The sequence below is a fragment of the Prolixibacteraceae bacterium genome, assembly GCA_019720755.1.
Classification (GTDB): Bacteria; Bacteroidota; Bacteroidia; order Bacteroidales; family Prolixibacteraceae; genus Halosquirtibacter; species Halosquirtibacter laminarini.
The window spans coordinates 619,528-639,924 of record CP081303.1 but is presented as its reverse complement, the minus strand read 5'-3'; the positions used below and the strand labels follow the sequence as shown (position 1 = coordinate 639,924).

The following is a 20,397-nucleotide window of genomic DNA, read 5'->3' as shown; positions in this document are numbered from 1 at the left end:
CTTTCAATTTTTTAGGTTAAAATCCCAGTTTTACAGAGAATCCTAACGTACGAGTATTAGGGATAGAAGAGTAATCAATAGCACTTGAGAAGATACTACTATTAAATCCTCCCACAGGAGAGCCAGGAGTATTCTTGCTTAAGAAAGCTAAATTTCGTCCAATCAATGAGAATTTAACGGAGTTAAATGGAGTCTTCTTCAAGAAATTGTTTCCAAGAGTATACGAAAGTGCCAACTCTTTAAGTCGAACAAAAGAAGCATCATAAATAAACTCTTCAGCAATACCATGCTCTCCCCCAATAGTATGATAAAATTGTTCTTTAGTGATCTCTTTGGTGTTTGGAGAACCATCACGATTTACCCCAGGGTAGACAAAATTACTACGATCCGCAGTTACTTCAGCTACACCAGCATTCGCAGCGATGGCTTCACTAATAGAAACGATGTCACCACCTTTTTGCATATCCACCAATGTAGATATCGACAATTTTTTATATCGAATACCCATTCTTACAGAACCAATCCAGTCAGGTTGAATGTTTCCAATCACAGTACTTTTAGAGTCTTTCACAGGAACCCCATTTGCATCCACCACTACTTGTCCTTGATCGTTGCGTAGGTATGTGTTTACGGCTTCGATATCTCCAAGCTTACCTCCTTCGGTGGCAGCCACTTTCACCATATACTCATCTGTACTACCTAAATAAACCTTAGGACATCCATCATAAAGACTCTCTACATCTGTAGTGTTATGTGCATAGTTGAAGTCAAAATCTAAACTAAAATCATTTGTTCTAATTGGTGTTGTATAAACCATTAATTCCAATCCTTTGTTGGAGATATTACCAGCATTAATCGTTTTATATTTATAGTCCACTCCATCATCCACAACCATCACTTGGTTTTTAGTGTCTGTATTATAATAGGTAACATCTACTCCCAAACGATTATTGAACATCTTGATTTCACCACCTAGCTCGTAAGAGGTACTAATCTCTGGCTTTAGGTCTCCATTTGGTCTTGTATCAGGTACAAGAAATTCCATTTTACCATTTTTTTCTACAATATCCACCAAGCTATGAATCTCATAAGGATCACAATCTTTACCAGCAGAAGCAACCGACCCACGTATCTTCACAAAATCGATCATTCCTGGAAGGATTACATTGTTTTTGTTTAAAAAGTCACTTAAAATATAACTCACGTTTACCGAAGGATAGAAATAGGAGTTATTCTTAACAGGAAGTGCAGAAGACCAGTCATTTCTAGCAGTCACATCTACTGTAAAGTAGTTATTGTATGTGAAATGAGCAGATCCATATAAGGACTGTACCTCTTTTTCTTTACGCGAATTGGATGAAGTCGATTGAAGAAGATCATTGGCTCCTTGAAGCAACCAATACCCTTTAAAAAGATTGGCAGTTCTTGCATTTAACCCTTCCATAAGGTAATACATTCTATTTCCACCAAATGTGAATCCATACTGTAGTTTATTTGCTTCAAAGTCTCCTGTCAATAAAAACTGGCTGTTAAATTCACGATATGTAGACTCTCTCATAGAAAATGAGTCGTTGATTATCTCTTTAATATCTGTTTTACCAATACCATCGCCACGATCTTTCTCTTGCGTTTGTGTCTTATGAACATCAAAAGATTGTTTAATAGAAAATTTAATACCTTTGGTTAAGTCCATATTTATTCCAAAGAAACCAAAGGCTCTTAACCTATCGTCTTCGTTCATCAAAGCATCACGAGTATAGTACGGGTTTCTAATTTGGGTATCAGGACCATACCAATTCTGATGAACCTTATTAGGAGCAGAAAACTGTTTTAGATCATTCATATCCACACTAGATGGGATATTTAGTAGTTGATACATCTCACTACGGTTACCAAAAATAGGTCTATTCTTATTTTTGGTATTTACCAAAGATACTTTAGAGTTTACAGCTAACCATGAAGCCAATTTCATTCCGCTATTCACATCCATAGACATCTTCTCTTGGCTATTGCTTGAGAATATTCCTTCTTTTTTTACATAACCAAAGCTTGCTCTATAATGTCCTTCTTCAGTCTGTTTTCCTAATGAAACATTGTGGTTTTGAGCAAAGCCATTAGAGAAGTAATCTTTTACTGGATTACTCAATGCGGAGTATGATCTCTTCTCTCCATTCCAAGCAGTTACTTCTTGTCCGTCAAGAGGAGCACCCCAACTATATCTAGATTTGCTATCATATACCCCATTGCTACCTTGTCCATAACGACTTTGAATTTCCATCTGATTAGTCATTTCAGACCAAGTAAAGCTACCATTATAGACAACGCCTAAACCCTGTTTTTTAACCCCTTTTTTCGTTGTTACCAAGATAACACCGTTACCAGCTCTAGAACCATACAGTGCAGCAGCATTTGGTCCTTTCAAAACAGAAATTGAAGCAATATCTTCTGGGTTAATATCAGCAGAAGCACCACCTCTATCATAACCACCATATAATGATGCACCTGAGTCCGAATTGTTGTTAAAAGGAACCCCATCAACAATCCATAATGGCTCATTGTTTCTACCAATAGAGCTATTTCCACGAATAGTAATCTTAGAAGAACCTCCCAAACCAGTACTAGATTGAGATATTTGAACACCTGCAACTTTCCCTTGAAGTGCTGAAGTAACATTTGAATTAGAAGTCTCATTCAAAGCATCCCCAGAAATCTCTTGAACAGAGTATCCTAGCACTTTCTTTTCACGTTTAATACCAAGCGCAGTAACGATTACTTCATCAATATTATGTTGTTCTTCGTTTAGTAAAATTGTTTTAGGAAGAGGGCTCGAAAGATCAAACTCTTTCTTTTCATAACCAATAAAAGTAACACTCAAAGTTGCCAAAGAGCTACATTTTAAAGTAAAGATACCATCCATGGAACTAATAGCACCGATAGTAGTGCCTTTTACAACAATATTTACACCAGGTAATGGTAAACCCGAAACATCAACAACTTTCGCAGAGACAGTAACCTCTTTGTCTTTTTGCTTCTTATCACTTTTTTTCAAAGCAACCTGTTTGCCTGAAATACGATACTCTATTTCAGTTCCTTTAAATACCTTATCTAATAAGTTAATGATATTATTCTCTTTCACATTAACCGAAATACCCATCTTCGGATCCACAAGATCCTTGTTGTAAACAAAAGTGTATGGCGTTAACTCCTCAATTTTAGAAAGAACCGAGGAGAGAGAAGTCTGCTTCATCTGAATTATGATATCAGATTCTAAATCGTATGTAGCTGCCATCACTGGGCTAGCCGTCAACAACATGATAATCGATAGAAACATTACCATGTGTCTCCATACTCCTTTGCCTAGCATATTAAAGCCGCGACAAGAAAGACATAATTTACTCATATTCTGAAATTTAGTTAATTTTAATCATTGATTCTACACCAAACACAAGAGGATGGTGTAGGATAGTTAGTTTACTTTTTTACTCTTATATTAATCTGTTTTTCATGCATTGGGTCGACTTCAAAAGAGATAGGTGCGGTGTATTCGAGAAGTTTAAAAATCTCTTTTAATGACTCCGTTGAAACACTTAAATCATATTTATAGGATGCAATAGACGGGTCAACGAAATGAAAATGAACACCAAACTTCCGTCCTAATCGATCGCTAATTTCCTTAAGAGATCTATTTTTAAAGGTTAGTATTCCACTCTTCCAATCATCATATCTATGAAACTCCACTTTTTCTTTAACCAGGATCTCTTTTGTGTTAGATATTTCAGCAACCATACCTGGCTTTAGAAAATGTTCCTTGTTTTTTCCATCTAAAACGGATACACTTCCCTCTTTTAAGGCAACAATAGAGTTGTCTTGACCTGGGTAAGCATCCACATTAAATCGTGTACCGTAAACTTTCACTTCACAACGTGGTGCATGCACAATGAAAGGGACTTTATTTTTTGTCACATGGAAAAAAGCTTCTCCCTCAAGCTGAACCTCACGTACATCTCCAGCAAAAACAGATGGATAGGTTAATTTTGAGCTCGAATTGATCCATACTTCAGTCCCATCAGAGAGTATCACTTTTGAAGGTGCTCCAGTAGAAGTTGTCAAAGCAACCTGTTGTGTCGCAATAGAACTTATTTGGTCATATCGATAATCCAATACAAAATTGAGTAGGATGGAGCTGACAGAAATAAGCAAAAGTGCCACCGAAGCATATTTCATCCATTTTAATTGACGATGTATCTTTTTGTGATCTATTTTTTCTATTGACTGTTTTAAAGTTTGCCATTTGGCATTCAAAACAAAAGGGTTTGTTTTTTCTTTTTTAAACTGCAATACTTTTACCACATCTAATGCATCTTGAAAATCCTTATCTGGATCGTCACTCTCTTTTTTCCACTGATTCCAATAATCTTGATAAGGTCCATCCCCCTTTACATAGGAGACAAATCTCCTATCCATCAACAACTTATTATATAATTCAGAATGTATTTTGGTCATATTTAATTTCTATATTTGAGAATTTGAAATTGCTCATTCAACTATAAGAGTCCATTTCTTCAAATTGGTACTCACTTTCAAAAAAAACACCTACATTTTTTATGTAGGTGTTTTGCTTTTGGTCTTCCCGAAGTAAATAAGATTAATAAAAAAGAGTATAAGATCTTTAGAGACAACATGCCGCATCTTCTTGTAAGCACGATGAAGTAAATTTTTAACACTTTGAGAATTCATATCCAATTGATCTGCCATTTCTGCAATAGATAAGCCTACATGAAACTTTAAAAATATAGCCTCTTTTTGTTTATCTCCTAATGTTAAAAGAGCCTTTTTAATGTGCATCATTTTCTCATTATCATGCTCTTCATCCATAAGCATATCCTCCATTGACAATGAAAAGCCATACTTTTCCACGACTTCTTCATCACAAATACATTGACTCATTGCAAGCGATTTTATTAATCGACGCTTAAAAGCAATGAAGAGATAACTCTTCACTTTCTCCACATTGGATAAGGATTCATGCTTTTCCCATAAGTAGACAAACAGATCTTGGATCACATCATCTACTAAGTTGGAGTCCATGCTAATCTTTAATCCATAATTAAAAAGATCATCATAGTACCTCTTAAACAGTACCTCCAAGCCATTCATTGAACCACTACAGAGAGAATTCCAATTTTTTTTATCGTCTACCATAACTAACTATAATCTAACAAAAGTGTTAAATTATAATTAATTTAGTTTTCAGATGAAAAATATCAAATAAAATAATTGCATTTGTCGCTTGAATCCACGTTTGAATCTACAACAACGTGTTTATAAACAGATATTATAAATGCGAATCAAGAGTTGGATTTCATATCTAACCAAGTGGTTTAATTACCTATATAATAGACATTTATATTGTTTTTATCCTTGAAAATCAGTATCTTATAGTTGTTTTCAAAGCGACTTTAAAATATGATAATCAAGGATAAGAACTTCAATTTAATAAAAATATACGATCTAATTTGTTATTATTTCGATGAGTTATAAGAGAACCTCTTTGCAATATCTTTCAGTTCTCAGACCTCAAGCATCGACGAACGCATTTGTTATTTGTAATACAATGTGTAAAATAATGTTAAATACAATAAAAAAACAAAATAGTGTTTGTCGAAATGATTCTTTATTAATTGAAGTATGACGCTTTACACTCTATTTACAATCTACTTGGATTGCTTCTAAAACAGTCCATTGAATTAATTGACTGATTTTACATCTTTCTTTTCTATTTTTGTACCCAAGAAATAATTAAGTGATAGCAGAAAATCATGACAAAAGATATAGGTGTTCAGGAAATATCAATGGATCAGTATAACTATCCGCTTCCTGATGAGAGAATCGCGAAGTATCCATTGGAAAATAGAAGCGATTCAAAGTTGATGTTTTATTATCAAGACAAGATAGAGGATCGAAAGTTTATGGAAGTCGCACAACTTGTTCCAAAAGGGAGCTTGTTGGTCTTCAATAATACTCGAGTAATTCGTGCGAGACTATTTTTTCATAAATCAACGGGTGCAAAGATTGAGATCTTTTGTCTTGAGCCTCTTAATCCTGTAGACTACTTACAATCTTTTGGACAAACATCTGCCTGTTCATGGAAGTGTATTGTAGGTAATGCCAAGAAATGGAAAGAGGGAGAATTGACTCTGCCTGTAGAGATGGCTGATGGTGAAACGATTCAACTGAAGGCGTCCAAAGGAGATGTTGTTGGCAATGCAAGAGAGATACATTTCTCTTGGGATAAAGAGTATACCTTCTCTCAAGTTCTTGAAGCTTCGGGTAACATTCCTATTCCTCCATATCTTCATAGAGATACAGAAGAGAGTGATTTGAAAACATATCAAACAGTCTATTCTAAAATAAAAGGATCTGTGGCTGCTCCTACTGCAGGACTTCACTTTACAAAGGAGGTCATTGAACAACTCCACGACGCAGGAATTGATACAGACGAAGTGACGCTTCATGTGGGTGCTGGAACTTTCCAACCAGTGAAGAGTGATACCATTGGCGGGCATGAGATGCATACTGAAAAAATTGAGGTGAAAAGAGAATTTTTAGAGAATCTAAAAAAACATGCACACGCTGTCATTGCCGTAGGCACCACATCGATTCGTACATTAGAATCTCTTTATTGGATGGGGATGAAGGTATATCATGACCAAAATACACCATTAGAAGATTTGCATGTTACCCAATGGGAAGCTTATGGAGATAAGCAAGCCATTACTGTCGAACAAGCGATGGATGCGTTAATTGCTTGGATGGATTTGAATGATATAGAAGAGATACGTTCTAGTACGCAGATTATCATTGCCCCAGGCTATGAATATCGTATTGTCAGAGGAATGTTCACCAACTTCCACCAACCTCAGAGTACGCTGTTACTGTTGATCTCTGCCTTCTTAGGTGAAACTTGGAGAGAAATATATCAACATGCACTTGATAATGACTATCGTTTCTTAAGTTATGGAGACAGCAACCTATACTTAAAGTAGTTGGCATTTGTATATTACATATATAAATAAAACATAAAAAGGAGCTATTCATTCAATCATGAAAATAGCTTCTTTTTTACAGGGAAATTACATTTAAGTAATTAATAAATATTGTTATCTTTGCTACATTAGTTATGGCATATTCTGCCTTTCACATTCTGTATTATTATTCAAGGGAGATGTCCCTTTCTAAAAAAAACATGAGTGAAGCAATAGTAAATAATTATGATAATAAGTTTGCTCTTTATTTCCTTCCATTAGAAGATCCTCGAAGAATACAAAAAGGCAATTTTATGTACCCACTTATAGAAGTTCTATTTCTTTCATTGTCAGCTATATTAAGTGGTTTTAAAACCAATGAAGATATTGCACAATTTGGAGAGCTTAAAATCGATTGGCTCAGAAAATTTTATCCGTACGCATCAGGGATTCCATCACACGATACCATTGGTCGAGTATTTAGACATTTAGATTCTTCTCTCTTTAACGAGTGTTTTATCAAGTGGTCTTCAAGCTTAACAAAGCTTACATCTAATCAAGTAATAGGTATTGATGGAAAGACCATTAAGGGATCTGCTAATGCAAAGAAGAATGCAATTCATGTTGTCTCTGCCTTTGCCTCAGATAATGGTTTATGTTTAGGACAGGTTACCACCAATAAAAAGAGTAATGAAATAACAGCCATTCCAGAATTGTTAGATCTTATTACTATCAAAGGCATGGTTGTTACAACAGATGCAATGGGCTGTCAAACTGAAATTGCAAATAAAATACTAGAAAAAGAAGGTGACTATATTCTACAAGTAAAAGGCAATCAGAAGAAAACTAAAGAGGAGCTTGATATTCAGTTTAATACAGATATTGTTTGTGATTCTAATATAACAGAAGACTTTGGTCATGGAAGAATTGAAACTCGTATTTGTGATGTAATAAATGACTTTGAAGATGCTCCTGTGTTGACCAAATGGAGAGGTATCCATAGTTTAATTAGAATAACAACCCAGACATTAGAATCTTCAACAAATAAAGAACGAAGTGATGTGAGGTATTACATATCCTCTTTAGATACAACAGCTGAGAGGTTTAATAAACTTATACGTTCACATTGGGCAATCGAAAATAATCTTCATTGGACACTCGATGTAAGCTTCAATGAAGATAAACAGCAGCGAAAAAAAGATCATGCAGCTGAAAATATGAATATGCTTTGTAAAATGGCTCTTAACATCTTAAAGTTGGATACGGAGAACAAAAAAACATTGAAATGGAAGAAAAATAGAGCCATATATGTCGATGAATATAGAGAAAAGCTTATCGCTCGTTCACAGACTTGTTAATTCTATCTAATATCCAACAAGTTATAAATGCAATTTCCCTGGTTGGCAATAAAATAATTTACACATTATATATTTTCTGAACCTCCATTCTTTAGCGAATGGAGGCTAAACTATAAATGAAGCTGAGTAGTTACCCAAAACTTAATATCATAGAAATACTTTGGAAACACATCAAATACTTTTGGCTTGAGTTCAAAGCATATGAAAGCTACAATTCTCTGAAAAAATGTCTATTGGAAACACTAGGAGCATTTGGTTTAGAACATACCATTAATTTTGCATGAGTATTTATATCTGTTTTTGCAAATCCAAATATAATTTGACTAATCGACCTTTTATTATTTCAACAATTCATGAACAAGATCTATTAAACAATAATTAACATATGTTTGCATTTGTCGGTTATTAACAATATTTTTATAAAAAAACATGAAATTAGTAATTTTTTTTACACTGCTTTGCAGTAGTGTCTTTGCACAACAAAATACAAAGTCTAATAGTTTTGAGATACTAAAAAATAAGACTAAAATAACAAAAGTAAGATATAAAGACATCAAGATAAAAATCCCAAATTATTATATCCAAAGCAAACAAACAATAGATTCTTTAAAAGTTGAACGTTACTGCAACCTATTCTTTGAAGGTATGCAAGGGGCAAAGAAATACCAGAATAAAAAGCTTGGTCCATTTTTATTAGGATATTTCACTCCTTTGACTGCATTTATCATTGCATCTCCTTATGCTCCAGTTGCTCCTTTAATTGCATACACAGGAATCATTAAATATAATCCAAAGCCATTGTTTAATTTAGAATTATTACAAGCCACAAAGCAAAAAGACAATCTCAGAAAACAATCCTACATAAACGGATACCAAAAAGAATGTAGAAAACGAAGACTAAAATGGGTATGTGCAGGAACAACTACATTTTGTATTACACTTACAGCTCTTTTATGTTTCGTATATTGAAAAAGTTGAATATATAACTTAAATGTAAGTATCATTATAATTACCACAATCAAAGGATACTGAAGAGACTATACTTTCTGAAACAATAAAAAAGCACTCTCTTTATCATTGCAAGGTAAGATTAGGACTTGTTCATAGAAAATACAGGGAATAGGCTCTTTTGGTATCAGGCATTTTTTAATATAGACTCGTCAAATTGATAAAATAAAATTATTTACAATTTTGGCGTCATTATGAATACACCAGATGCCCAACTATCGATACTCATTGAGCTAATATTACCCAAGGAGATATTTAAAAAATTTGATGTAATTAATATCGAAAGTGGTTCCTCAAAAGCTGATATATACCTAGATGAAAAGAATGACAATCCAGAGGAATATATTCATGCAAAACTAAGCTCTAAAGGGTTTTAACGTTTTTGTTTTCTTCCCTCATCTTTAATTGTTTGGTCACATAAAGACGGGGGATTATTTTGTACATCCTTAATTACAAAAAAGTGTACATACAAAGTTACCGCTTACATTTCGTAGTTGGGAACAAAAAGAACATGCAGACAAGTGGCTTTCATTTCCTGGGAATATAGGTGAATACTTAAACCTAGATGAAACGAGTCTTTCAAATGGAGAGTTGTATACAATTCTTACAAATAAAGAGGTGAAAAAGGAAGCATCGTTGCAATTGTTGAAGATACAGAGTCAAAGTCTATTATTGAGATACTTAATAAAATCCCATTAGAAGAAAGAGAGTGTGTAACAGAGATTACTTTAGATATGACTGGTGCTATGGGGAAGATAGTTCAAAGCTGTTTCCCCAAAGCAAGTAAAGTTATCGATCATTTTCATGTGCAGAAACTAGCCTATGATGCATTGCAAGAGATTCGGATAAAATACCGATAGGATGCCATCTATGAAGAAAACAATGCGATAAAATTTGTCAAAGAAAAAGGAGGAAAGTACACACCAGAACTACTTTCTAATGGAGATACCCTTAAACATTCTTTTGCAAGAAATCGTTACTTGTTATTCAAGTCTAAAGACAAATGGGGAGAAAATCAAACTCTAAGAGCTAAGGTACTTTTTTCATTGTATCCAGATATTAAGAAAGCATATAATCTAACTCATAAATTAAGAATGATATTTTCTCAAACACAAGAGAAAGGTGTTGCATATACAAAACTTGCTAGGGGGCTTTAATGAAGTTGAAATCTCAGAATTAATAACTTATAACAAGGTCTCAAATACAATTAATAGTCACTATCCTGAAATATTAAATTTCTTTGATAATAGAAGTACTAATGCTTCTGCTGAATCATTTAATGCAAAAATAAAAGCTTTTACAGATACACAAAGAGGAATAACAGATACACCGTTTTTCTTATATCGTTTGACTAAAATATATGCTTAGTCCACCTAATATATGGATTGATCCCTGTTTCTTACTATTATCTCAAATATCATTTACTCTTATTTTATGCTCAAATATAATCATGAGAATGATCTTATAAAAATAGTACTTAGGCAAAAATAGTTTTCTGTAATAAAACAACCCCAATGTAATCATAATGTTATCCATAAAACACATTTAACAAAAAGAAGCAGTTTTGTATATATAATTTAACCCTTACTATTATATTAGCATTAAACTTAATTTACAACTAAAATGAAAAAAATTGAAAAGCTTTTATGGGTATCATATGGTATATCTATTACTCTTCGATTATCACTTATTAAGAATAATGATATTATTATAGGTACAACCTTAATATTGCTTGGTGTTTTCTATCTAATTTGGAGTCTATACCAATTTAAGGCTATAGATACATTTAACAAAGATCAATCGTATAAATCAAGAATTAAAACAAAGTCATTAATAGTCGGCTTTGGTCTTTTCTGTACATATATCGGATGTGGAAAACATATTATTATGTTACTTCGAGAACATATTCTTTTAGCAACTTATGATCGTATTTTAGATTCTGGGATAGTCATACTTTGTGGTGTAATCATATATGAAATCACACTTATGGTTAGACAAAGAAAGTATATCAAGTCAAATATTTTAAGAAAATCAGTTCTAGGACTCATCGTTGGATCACTATTATGGATGATATCAGGGACTACCGAAATTGAAATCATTTATCGCAACTATCCTCGCTTTATACATGCGTATAAAGCAGTTCATAAAAATCCTGAAAATAAAAAACTGATAGAGATATTGAATCAAGAGCACAAAAAGATTGCAAGAGACAAAGATATTTTTTTGACAAAACAATAATTTTCCATAATCAATAAAAACAAGAAAGCTGTTCGAACAATCCTTATTTTTAATATCTTAATTTACAGGTGATACAATTGAAATCAAAGTATTCTCTCAACGATTTAGACTACAGAATATGTCCAAATTTATTATCATAATCAAGATCTAGTTCCCCACCTTTTCGCTTTTGGCGAGTATATCTTTAAAAGATCTAAAATCTTCACTGCACTATGGGTCAGAATATCGTCGATATTCTGTGGCTGGTTGTAGAAAGCGGGCATTGGAGGACAGATCTTTACGCCTAACTCTGCCAAACTCAACATATTCCGAAGATGAATGGCACTCAAAGGAGTCTCTCTGACAGACAATACAAGGTCTCTTCCCTCTTTGATCATCACATCGGCAGCTCGTGAAATTAGATTATCTGCCAAACCATGACTGATGGATGCAAGTGTTTTCATACTGCATGGAACAATTATCATCGCATCCACTAGAAAAGAACCACTCGAAATAGATGCGGCCATATTATCATAGGTATAAACCACATCCGAAAGGGCTTTGAAATCTGCCACACTTTTATCACTTTCGATGGATATTGTCTTCTCTGCCCAATCTGAAATAATAAGATGTACCTCCACTCTTTGCTCTTTCAACAGGCTCAATACTTTATATGCTAAAGGTGCTCCGGTAGCACCAGTTATTGCAACCACTATTTTCATACAATTCATCGTTTTAATGTCCCTCATAAATTACTTGCTATGCTATTCCACTAAAGATAAGATTATGACATGAAATAAAATTTACAGCTATTACAATCAGGGATACTTAAGTCTTGCAAGATATTTATAAATCAACAAAACTATCCCTACTTTGGTTGGATAAAGACACTGAATTTAGACAAAATTTGCTCGTCTCAATCTAATTTGATCTCTATAGTTTGATTGTCTTTAAATTGGAACTTACACTGTTTATAGCTAGGAGGTCCTGCAAATCCTTTTGCATTATTACTAAAACCATAGCTCTCGGTAGGGATACCAAAGAGTCCACTATCTAACTTTTTATTGCCATTTTCATCATGAAACATACATATAGCATAAGTACCTAAAGGCAGGTCATCCGACGAAATCTCAAGCGTAACAGTGGCACCATCTACTGCGACGGCATAACTTGCTACTTTCTTCTTCATAAAGGTTTCTGAATCGTTATAAAACGTAATATATAATTTTTCTAAATACTGTTTAAATCCAGTCACTTTCAAAGTTAAAGTCTTACCAAAAGAAACGCATACACACAACATCATACACACGAAAAGAACAAATCTTTTTGTTATAAGTACTCATGCAAAATTAATGGTATGTTCTAAACCAAATGCTCCTAGTGTTTCCAATAGACATTTTTTCAGAGAATTGTAGCTTTCATATGCTTTAAACTCAAGCCAAAAGTATTTGATGTGTTTCCAAAGTATTTCTATGATATTAAGTTCTGGAGAATATGGAGGAATAAAATAGATATAAAGATCTAAAGCATTCCATTCTTCTATTTTTGCTTTAAATTTTTTGGATCTATGAATAGGCGCATTATCAAGGACTAGTATTGTTTTCTTTGTTATCTGATTACATAACTTATCTATAAATGAGATCAAAATATCACTATTAATTGTTGTTTCATGTACTTCATAAAATATCTCATTTTTACGATTCATTGCTCCTATAACATTAAGAGCTTTACTTCTTGATGACGGAAGTAATATTTGACTCTTCTTGTCCTGCCATGCATATGGAACATAAGGAGTTAGACTAAAGTGACTTTCATCAACGAAATATAAATCTAAGTATCCTGAATCCTCACACTTACGTAATTCTGTTAGTTGATGTTGCTTTAGTTGGAAGTCTATATCATTCCGTTTTGTCTTGAGTGATCGCCGGACTCGTTTCCATACATACCCGATCTTTTTAAAAAACGTATTAAAGTCTCTTTTGAAATGGTAAGATTATAATGTTCTTTCAAATGATGAAGTATATAAGATAGATTACGATTATTTGTTTTTACTAAATCTTTGATTATATCATCGAATCCAGCTAATTTACACTTTGCTCCTCTTCCTTGTTTAATCCTAAGTGCATCAAAATTATATTCTAACCACTTGTCAAATAGACGTGATACTGTAATGACAGATATTCCCATTATCCTTGAAATATCAACCATAGAATAGTGACTATTGGACAGTAATAGGCAATGTGAACGCATTCTTTCCACCTTGTTGTCTGAATGTTCATATAGAGCAGTTAGTTTTAGAACTGCATCCTGTGTTAACTTTATATATCGCATGTCTCAAAGAAACAACATCTATTTTAATCATGAAAAAAAACTATCTGTAATTATGTGGACTTACTTAGCTCTATTTTTCATTGTTAGATCAGATATTTCCCAAAAATTCACTTTCTCTTCAATCTTTATTAGATCAAGACAATTGCAAATTCGGGTAACAAAGAGACAAAATAAATCTTCTCTTTGTTTCTAAAAAGTAACATATACAATCGGGAACAAGCAATACTCCTCCCCGACGATTCACATATGGTTTATGCAATATTAATCAAAAATCTCATTGCGTTTGAGTCCTTTGATACTATGACCACGAAAAACAAAATACAAGATGATATGTATGGTCAATATGATACTCCAACTTAATAAGGTCTTGTGTTGTATTACAAGAAAACTTTTTGGGAGCCCTAATATCGTACCCAACATCAGTTCGTGTGTCAGGTTACAAACAATAAAGGTAATGGCATGAGATCTTAATCCTAGATCCCAAATAGGGATGTCTCTACGACTTCTAAAACCGAAAAACCATCCAGAAGTAAAACAGATTGCGGCATACACAAAAGGGGTAAAAACGGTAAGAAAACGACTTTCCCAGGTAATATCTCGATAAAACGTGTAATCAAATAGTATCGATGCAAAAGCAATAGTCACTGCAAAATATAGATTATGCCTCCTTCGTTATCAATGTTTTAATATCTTCATTTAAAAATAGGTATATATTCCTCTTCAAAAATCTAGACAATAACACTTGTCCTGTTTTGGTTAAAAAATAATACTTTCGGTCAGGCCCTTTATTTCCTTTTCTTGTTTCAAAATCAACTACGTCAATATGACGATACTTTCTCAATGTTCTATAAAGACTCTGCTCTTCACAACGCATGGTTCCCTCAGTGATACGAACTACAAAATCTCGGATCTCATCGACATATTTAGCTCCATCTTTCAAGGCGAGAAATATCCATAAAGTTAACTGTCCCTTCTTATACGTCTCTTCCCAAGCCTCTAACAACTGTGTCGTTTCTTTATCTTCTTCCATTATTATTTCAGATAAAATTCAACTAATACTATTCAACTTGTATAATAGAAAGATGGCAATTGTGAATTATAAAAACAAGCAATCTCGTAAAAACATCACCACTTGTATTAAACAAGTAGAACAATACCCATAAATAGATGTTGAATCGATTAGAAGCAAACCGAAAAGAAACACAATACAAAACCCTCAAAATATGCACATTACAAAAACTACCACCCCACAAACAAATAAATCATCAAGGATCATTTTAAAGTAAAAATTAATTCTTCTATCAATTTGAAAGAATGGTAAATTTTATTCAGAAATGCTTTTATTCCATGAAACAAACGACCTACATGATAGACTTATAGCCTTTTTTCTTTCAAGTAATAAGCGTTTTTTATTCTTAAACATCGCAGAATAATATCTAAACCAATAGGAGCAACTCTTTTATTTCAGTGGTAAAGAACACGTCAACAAGATTTGGAAAATGTTTCTAAACTCGATCACCATACTACTTCATAGGGGATTCCTAGGTACTTTGTCCATGGTTTGTCCATGGTTTGTCCATGGTTTGTCCATCGATTCTCCATCGATTTGGTGGATGAAGCATGTGTAAACCATTAGTAAACCATGAACAAAAATACTATCAAACAGGTATGAAATTCGATTCAATCCCATTCCAAAATATTATTCGAGTCTGTCGGCGACACTGTCTAGAAAAGTGTGTAAATAAATGATAATAGTAAATAAAAGTATGGAGAACGACTTCCGCTGTCCACATTAATTGCTGTTGAAATGTAGGAGTCGCAGAGAGAGATCAAAATATCTTCTGCCTTAAATAGGGAGCTGTTGTAGCATTACAATTGGCATGCATCTCTCTTAAGCAGGAGACGAAAACGCTCTATAAGGACTTTCAAGTAGCTTGTACCAGTTACTTCCTGACCAAAAGGGATCCTTCTTAGATATAAATCGAATCTCACGTTGCGAAAGTACCCTCCCTCCATCTTCCATTGAAATAATTCCACAAAGATGGGACGGAGTGGTTATGAAGCGTATACTGTGTCGTTTCCCTTCATCGAAGGAAATAACACTAGAGTTTAATAAATTATTGAGGCTCTTTCACAGTCAATGTAAATAAGAATATAAGAAGTGCAAGCGAGGCAAAGATCAGTGAAACTGGCAGATAGGAATCGAAATAAGTTTTGGATAGGCTAAATAGTAGAGGAGAGACAGCACTACCAAAAATAATCAGTGACATATTCCTTCCTGTAATTGCTCCTAAATGCTTTTTACCAAAATAACCAGGATGTGCCACTGTGAGTAATACGCCAAATAGTCCTCCAATGGTACCATATCCAACAATTAATATAATAAAAAACATAGGATTGGATACAAAGGCCAATCCGATCCCACACATTAATCCCCCTACGGCTGCCAACAAAACAAGATACTTCGTTTTAATGTGATCACTGATTACACTGCCACCAAAGGAGAGAAGAGTAGAAAGAATTGCAGAATAGATAAAAACATCTTGGCCTCTCTCCCATGGTATATTCGCATCCCTAAAGATGGAGAATATATGAAAAGTAAATCCTGTCACAAAACAACCAAAGAAGGCTGTTATCAGAGTAACAGACCAAAAAGCACGGGTACGTATTGCTTGATTGTAGGTGAAATCTCTACCCGTTGATTTTTCTTTCTTCACACTTTGTGTCTCATATTTTTTTCCATCAGGTAGAAGACCAAAACTTTCAGGATTGTCCTCATAAGTGCCTAAAAACAGAATAGAGGCGACAAATAAGATCACTGCTAGAATACAATATGTTACATCCCACTGGTACTTAGAGACGAAATAAGCTAATATTACAGTGGCCATCGCAAACAATGCATTGGCAACCATACTACTTATACCATTAGCAAACCCTCTCTTTCTAAAAAACCATTTCATGAGCATATTACGTGCCACCATACTCATAATACCTTGTCCATTAAGCCTAGCCAAGAAGAAGAAAAGGCTTAACAAGATCATGCTCCATGTTTTTGCACTAAAAAGATGAAAAAGGTTTTCTGCAAACACATTGGAGAGAGGGACTAGGTTTGCCATCCCCAACATTGCAAACGACATGGTCAATGTAGCCAAGAACATAACAACCTTGGCACCATACCTATCATACCATAGTCCAGCACGTTTTAATAAGAACGCAGAAGTAATGGTTCCAATCATATAAGTCGTGCTCAACTGATTTCTAGAGATGTTAAGCGCATCGATTAAAGAGTCAGTAAAAGCAGATACTGCCATCGTCTGTCCAGGAATACTAACAAATAGCCCTAAAGTAGTCATCACCATGATGACCCAACCATAAAAAAAAGGCCATTTTCGAGGGTCAGTAAAACGAATATTTTTGATTGAAAGCATAGAGAAAAAGAGTGTTTGTCAAGTCTTAAACAAAACTACCCACAAGATGTTGTCATCTTCATGGGTAGTCATATGATATTGTATTACTAAAAGAGTAAAATTAGAACTCAGATGTAAAATGGAATCGAATATCTTTAAAATCGGTCTGAGCCATCTGTAGAAGGAAATTTGAGTCTGCCATAAAAACATCTCTTCCCTGTTTGTCTACAGCCATCTTTTGATATTTACGCTTCTTGAAATCAGCAATTACAGCAGGATCATCGGCTTCGATCCAACAAGCTTTGTACATTGGTAGTGATTCAAAGCGACACTTCGCACCATATTCATGTTGTAGACGATACTCAATGACTTCGAACTGAAGTTGACCAACACAACCGATGATCTTACGACCATTAAATTGGTTTGTAAAAAGCTGGGCAACCCCCTCTTCCATCAACTGATCCACCCCCTTAGCAAGCTGTTTTGCTTTCATCGGATCGGCATTCTCAATATAACGAAACATCTCAGGAGAGAAGGATGGCATTCCTTTATAATGAAGGTTCTCACCTTCAGTCAGCGTATCACCAATTACAAAATTACCTGTATCTGGGATACCAACAATATCGCCTGGATAAGCTTCTTCAATAGTCTCCTTCTTGGATGCCATAAAGGCTGTAGGAGAAGAGAACTTAAAGTTCTTTGCAAGACGCATGTGGCGATAGTTCTTATTTCTTTCGAACTTACCACTACAGATCTTCACAAAGGCAATACGGCTACGATGATTCGGGTCGATATTGGCATGAATTTTAAATATGAAACCCGTGAATTTCGATTCATTGGCCATTACCACACGCTCTTCAGCATCTTTCTTTGTTGGAGAAGGAGCAATACGAACAAAAGAGTCCAAAAGCTCTTGTACTCCGAAATTATATAGTGCACTACCAAAGAAAACAGGAGCAACATCTCCATCGAGATAGGCATCGTGATCGAACTCAGGGAATACCCCTTCAATAAGTTCCACCTCTTCACGAAGCGTATCCGCATCATTTCCTATTAATTCATCCAGTTTGCTAGTACTCAAATCATCGATCTCCACCGCATCTTCGATCTCTGTAATACTAGGATCGAAAAGACGAAGACTAGAATCATAGATATTATATACCCCTTTAAAATCAGAACCAGAGTTAATTGGCCAACTCAAAGGACGTGTTTTAATCTTCAATTGATCTTCAATTTCATCTAATAGATCAAACATATCGCCAGTAGGACGGTCCATCTTATTGATATAGACCATTACAGGAGTCTTTCTCATACGACAAACTTTCATCAGTCTCTCCGTTTGAGGCTCCACCCCTTTGGCTGCATCAATCACAATAATAACACTATCTACAGCAGTCAAAGTACGGAAAGTATCCTCTTGGAAATCCTGGTGACCTGGAGTATCCAGAATATTCACTTTATATCCTTCGTACTCAAATCCCATTACGGAAGTGGCAACAGAGATACCCCTCTGACGCTCAATCTCCATGAAATCGGAAGCAGCTCCCTGCTTAATTTTATTATTCTTAACGGCTCCTGCGACACGGATAGCACCACCAAAAAGTAGTAATTTCTCTGTCAACGTGGTTTTTCCGGCATCGGGGTGACTGACAATGGCAAATGTCCGTCTCCTATTTATCTCTTCTTGTAAACCCATTACGTACGATACTTATTTTGGGCACAAAAGTACAAAATAGATCCCTCGAATAAAATTAATATCGAGATTGGGGTGTTAAGAAATTAACTTTTTTACGCTCAAACCATTAAAAAATACACTTTTTACTATTTATCATTCGAAAGTATCGTATTAATTAACCAAAAATCATCACTCCGTTATACACTGAACATTAAAAAGACACCTCATCGCAAAAGCATCGTCTTATACTCACACATCAGACTTTTTATCCATACGTTAAAATCACTCTTCTAAAAAAGAGGCTAAAGGAAAGCTGGGCCTCGATAGCAAACATATGAACACATAAAAATCTATTAGTGAATGAATGTTACTTATTCTAAATAAAAATAACATTGTAGCGAAAGGCAGATGACATTCATCATAGCAAACAACACGGAATATACTTACATTTAATACATTAGGAAACAATCAAACTATTTGTAAATAACATAACGAATAAGATCTTATTTAGAATACTATCCTACAAACATAAATTATTGAGATGGAATATCAAAAAGAGAGACATAAAATAGAACAATCCATTTCGAAAGAAGTGCCTCCCCTGAATCTCCATTCCTTGGCAGATTCTATTGGCACGATTCTTCATAATACAAACAAAAAAGAGGTGTTTCGATATGGTTTTTGCAGTGATCTAATGAGTGATCTACTTACAACAGATATACCTCAAACCGTTCTTATTACAGGATTGATAACGACTCAGACAATTCGAACCGCACATATTGCGGAGATCCATTGTGTCATTTTTGTTCGAAATAAAGTGATTGATCACACTTTGATTGACATCGCAAAGGAGTTAGATATAAATATAATTAGATCTGAACATACGATGTTCAAAGTTTGTGGCATGCTCTATAAGCGAGGGCTGAAGGCAATATATTAACGATAAGAAGATATGAAATATCAATTTGAAGTAAATGGGGGAGATTTTACACATGCAGGCTTTGTCTCTATTGAGATAAAAAAGATCATGCAGAAGCTTCACCTTCCTCCCTCTTTTATTCGAAAGATGTCCATAGCCAACTATGAGGCAGAGGTTAATATTATTGCCCATGCATACCAAGGGAAGATCTCTGTAGAGATCACATCAGAAAAAATCACTACAATCTTTAAGGATCAAGGACCAGGTATTGCCTCTATTGATCAGGCAATGAAAGAGGGATTCTCTACTGCATCAGAGAAGGTAAGAGAGATGGGGTTTGGTGCAGGTATGGGACTTCCAAATATGAAGCGAAATAGCGACGGTATGACTATAGATACCAAGCTGAATGAAGGGACTGTTGTGACATTGATCTACAATATTCCGTAAGATAAAATCA

The 20,397-nt window shown here is 34.4% G+C and carries 18 protein-coding genes and 1 pseudogene; 8 read left to right on the top strand and 11 right to left on the bottom strand.

Annotation, left to right across the window (positions count from 1 at the left end; genetic code table 11):
* Positions 1-16: 16 nt before the first annotated feature.
* From K4L44_02600 to K4L44_02590, 3 genes are all read right to left on the bottom strand, one after another.
* Positions 17-3,400 carry a SusC/RagA family TonB-linked outer membrane protein gene (locus K4L44_02600; protein QZE14768.1) on the bottom strand — a complete coding sequence of 1,128 codons (3,384 nt, stop codon included), beginning with the start codon at positions 3,398-3,400 and terminating at the stop codon, positions 17-19.
* Positions 3,401-3,471: 71 nt separating this feature from the next.
* On the bottom strand, positions 3,472-4,464 hold the full coding sequence (locus K4L44_02595) for a FecR domain-containing protein (GenBank protein ID QZE14767.1): 993 nt from the start codon (positions 4,462-4,464) through the stop codon (positions 3,472-3,474).
* 138 nt (positions 4,465-4,602) lie between these two features.
* Positions 4,603-5,202 (bottom strand): sigma-70 family RNA polymerase sigma factor, encoded by a 600-nt coding sequence (locus tag K4L44_02590; protein ID QZE14766.1) that lies wholly within the window; start codon positions 5,200-5,202, stop codon positions 4,603-4,605.
* Positions 5,203-5,819: 617 nt separating this feature from the next.
* Between K4L44_02590 and K4L44_02585 the strand changes: the two genes are divergently transcribed.
* From K4L44_02585 to K4L44_02560, 6 genes and pseudogenes are all read left to right on the top strand, one after another.
* On the top strand, positions 5,820-7,046 hold the full coding sequence (locus K4L44_02585; GenBank protein QZE14765.1) for an S-adenosylmethionine:tRNA ribosyltransferase-isomerase: 1,227 nt from the start codon (positions 5,820-5,822) through the stop codon (positions 7,044-7,046).
* A 200-nt stretch (positions 7,047-7,246) separates the two neighbouring features.
* Positions 7,247-8,383, top strand: a complete 1,137-nt coding sequence (locus tag K4L44_02580) for an ISAs1 family transposase (GenBank protein ID QZE14764.1) — start codon at positions 7,247-7,249, stop codon at positions 8,381-8,383.
* A gap of 429 nt (positions 8,384-8,812) precedes the next feature.
* On the top strand, positions 8,813-9,352 hold the full coding sequence (locus K4L44_02575; GenBank protein ID QZE14763.1) for a hypothetical protein: 540 nt from the start codon (positions 8,813-8,815) through the stop codon (positions 9,350-9,352).
* A 233-nt stretch (positions 9,353-9,585) separates the two neighbouring features.
* Positions 9,586-9,768 carry a hypothetical protein gene (locus K4L44_02570; protein QZE14762.1) on the top strand — a complete coding sequence of 61 codons (183 nt, stop codon included), beginning with the start codon at positions 9,586-9,588 and terminating at the stop codon, positions 9,766-9,768.
* A gap of 109 nt (positions 9,769-9,877) precedes the next feature.
* Positions 9,878-10,759: pseudogene (locus K4L44_02565) on the top strand (transposase).
* A gap of 255 nt (positions 10,760-11,014) precedes the next feature.
* On the top strand, positions 11,015-11,629 hold the full coding sequence (locus K4L44_02560) for a hypothetical protein (protein ID QZE14761.1): 615 nt from the start codon (positions 11,015-11,017) through the stop codon (positions 11,627-11,629).
* Positions 11,630-11,769: 140 nt separating this feature from the next.
* Here the strand turns inward: K4L44_02560 and K4L44_02555 are convergent, their stop codons facing one another.
* The 8 genes from K4L44_02555 to K4L44_02520 form a co-directional block, all read right to left on the bottom strand.
* Positions 11,770-12,330 (bottom strand): UbiX family flavin prenyltransferase, encoded by a 561-nt coding sequence (locus tag K4L44_02555; protein ID QZE14760.1) that lies wholly within the window; start codon positions 12,328-12,330, stop codon positions 11,770-11,772.
* Between the two features lie 194 nt (positions 12,331-12,524).
* Positions 12,525-12,869, bottom strand: coding sequence for a DUF2141 domain-containing protein (locus K4L44_02550; GenBank protein ID QZE14759.1), 345 nt, complete (start codon positions 12,867-12,869; stop codon positions 12,525-12,527).
* 78 nt (positions 12,870-12,947) lie between these two features.
* The gene (locus K4L44_02545; protein ID QZE15939.1) at positions 12,948-13,559 is read right to left on the bottom strand and encodes an IS630 family transposase; all 612 of its coding nucleotides are present in this window, start codon (positions 13,557-13,559) and stop codon (positions 12,948-12,950) included.
* On the bottom strand, positions 13,502-13,939 hold the full coding sequence (locus K4L44_02540; protein ID QZE14758.1) for a hypothetical protein: 438 nt from the start codon (positions 13,937-13,939) through the stop codon (positions 13,502-13,504). Before K4L44_02540 ends, K4L44_02545 begins: the two co-directional genes overlap by 58 nt.
* A 261-nt stretch (positions 13,940-14,200) precedes the next feature.
* Positions 14,201-14,584, bottom strand: a complete 384-nt coding sequence (locus tag K4L44_02535; protein QZE14757.1) for a hypothetical protein — start codon at positions 14,582-14,584, stop codon at positions 14,201-14,203.
* A 13-nt stretch (positions 14,585-14,597) separates the two neighbouring features.
* On the bottom strand, positions 14,598-14,969 hold the full coding sequence (locus K4L44_02530) for a PadR family transcriptional regulator (protein QZE14756.1): 372 nt from the start codon (positions 14,967-14,969) through the stop codon (positions 14,598-14,600).
* Between the two features lie 1,087 nt (positions 14,970-16,056).
* Positions 16,057-17,367 carry an MFS transporter gene (locus K4L44_02525; protein ID QZE14755.1) on the bottom strand — a complete coding sequence of 437 codons (1,311 nt, stop codon included), beginning with the start codon at positions 17,365-17,367 and terminating at the stop codon, positions 16,057-16,059.
* 100 nt (positions 17,368-17,467) lie between these two features.
* Complete coding sequence (locus K4L44_02520) at positions 17,468-19,042, bottom strand: peptide chain release factor 3 (GenBank protein QZE14754.1); 1,575 nt, start codon at positions 19,040-19,042, stop codon at positions 17,468-17,470.
* A 520-nt stretch (positions 19,043-19,562) separates the two neighbouring features.
* On the opposite strand from K4L44_02520, the gene K4L44_02515 reads away from it, so the two are divergent.
* Positions 19,563-19,961 (top strand): hypothetical protein, encoded by a 399-nt coding sequence (locus tag K4L44_02515; GenBank protein ID QZE14753.1) that lies wholly within the window; start codon positions 19,563-19,565, stop codon positions 19,959-19,961.
* A gap of 12 nt (positions 19,962-19,973) precedes the next feature.
* Complete coding sequence (locus tag K4L44_02510) at positions 19,974-20,387, top strand: ATP-binding protein (protein ID QZE14752.1); 414 nt, start codon at positions 19,974-19,976, stop codon at positions 20,385-20,387.
* The last annotated feature ends 10 nt before the right edge of the window (positions 20,388-20,397 follow it).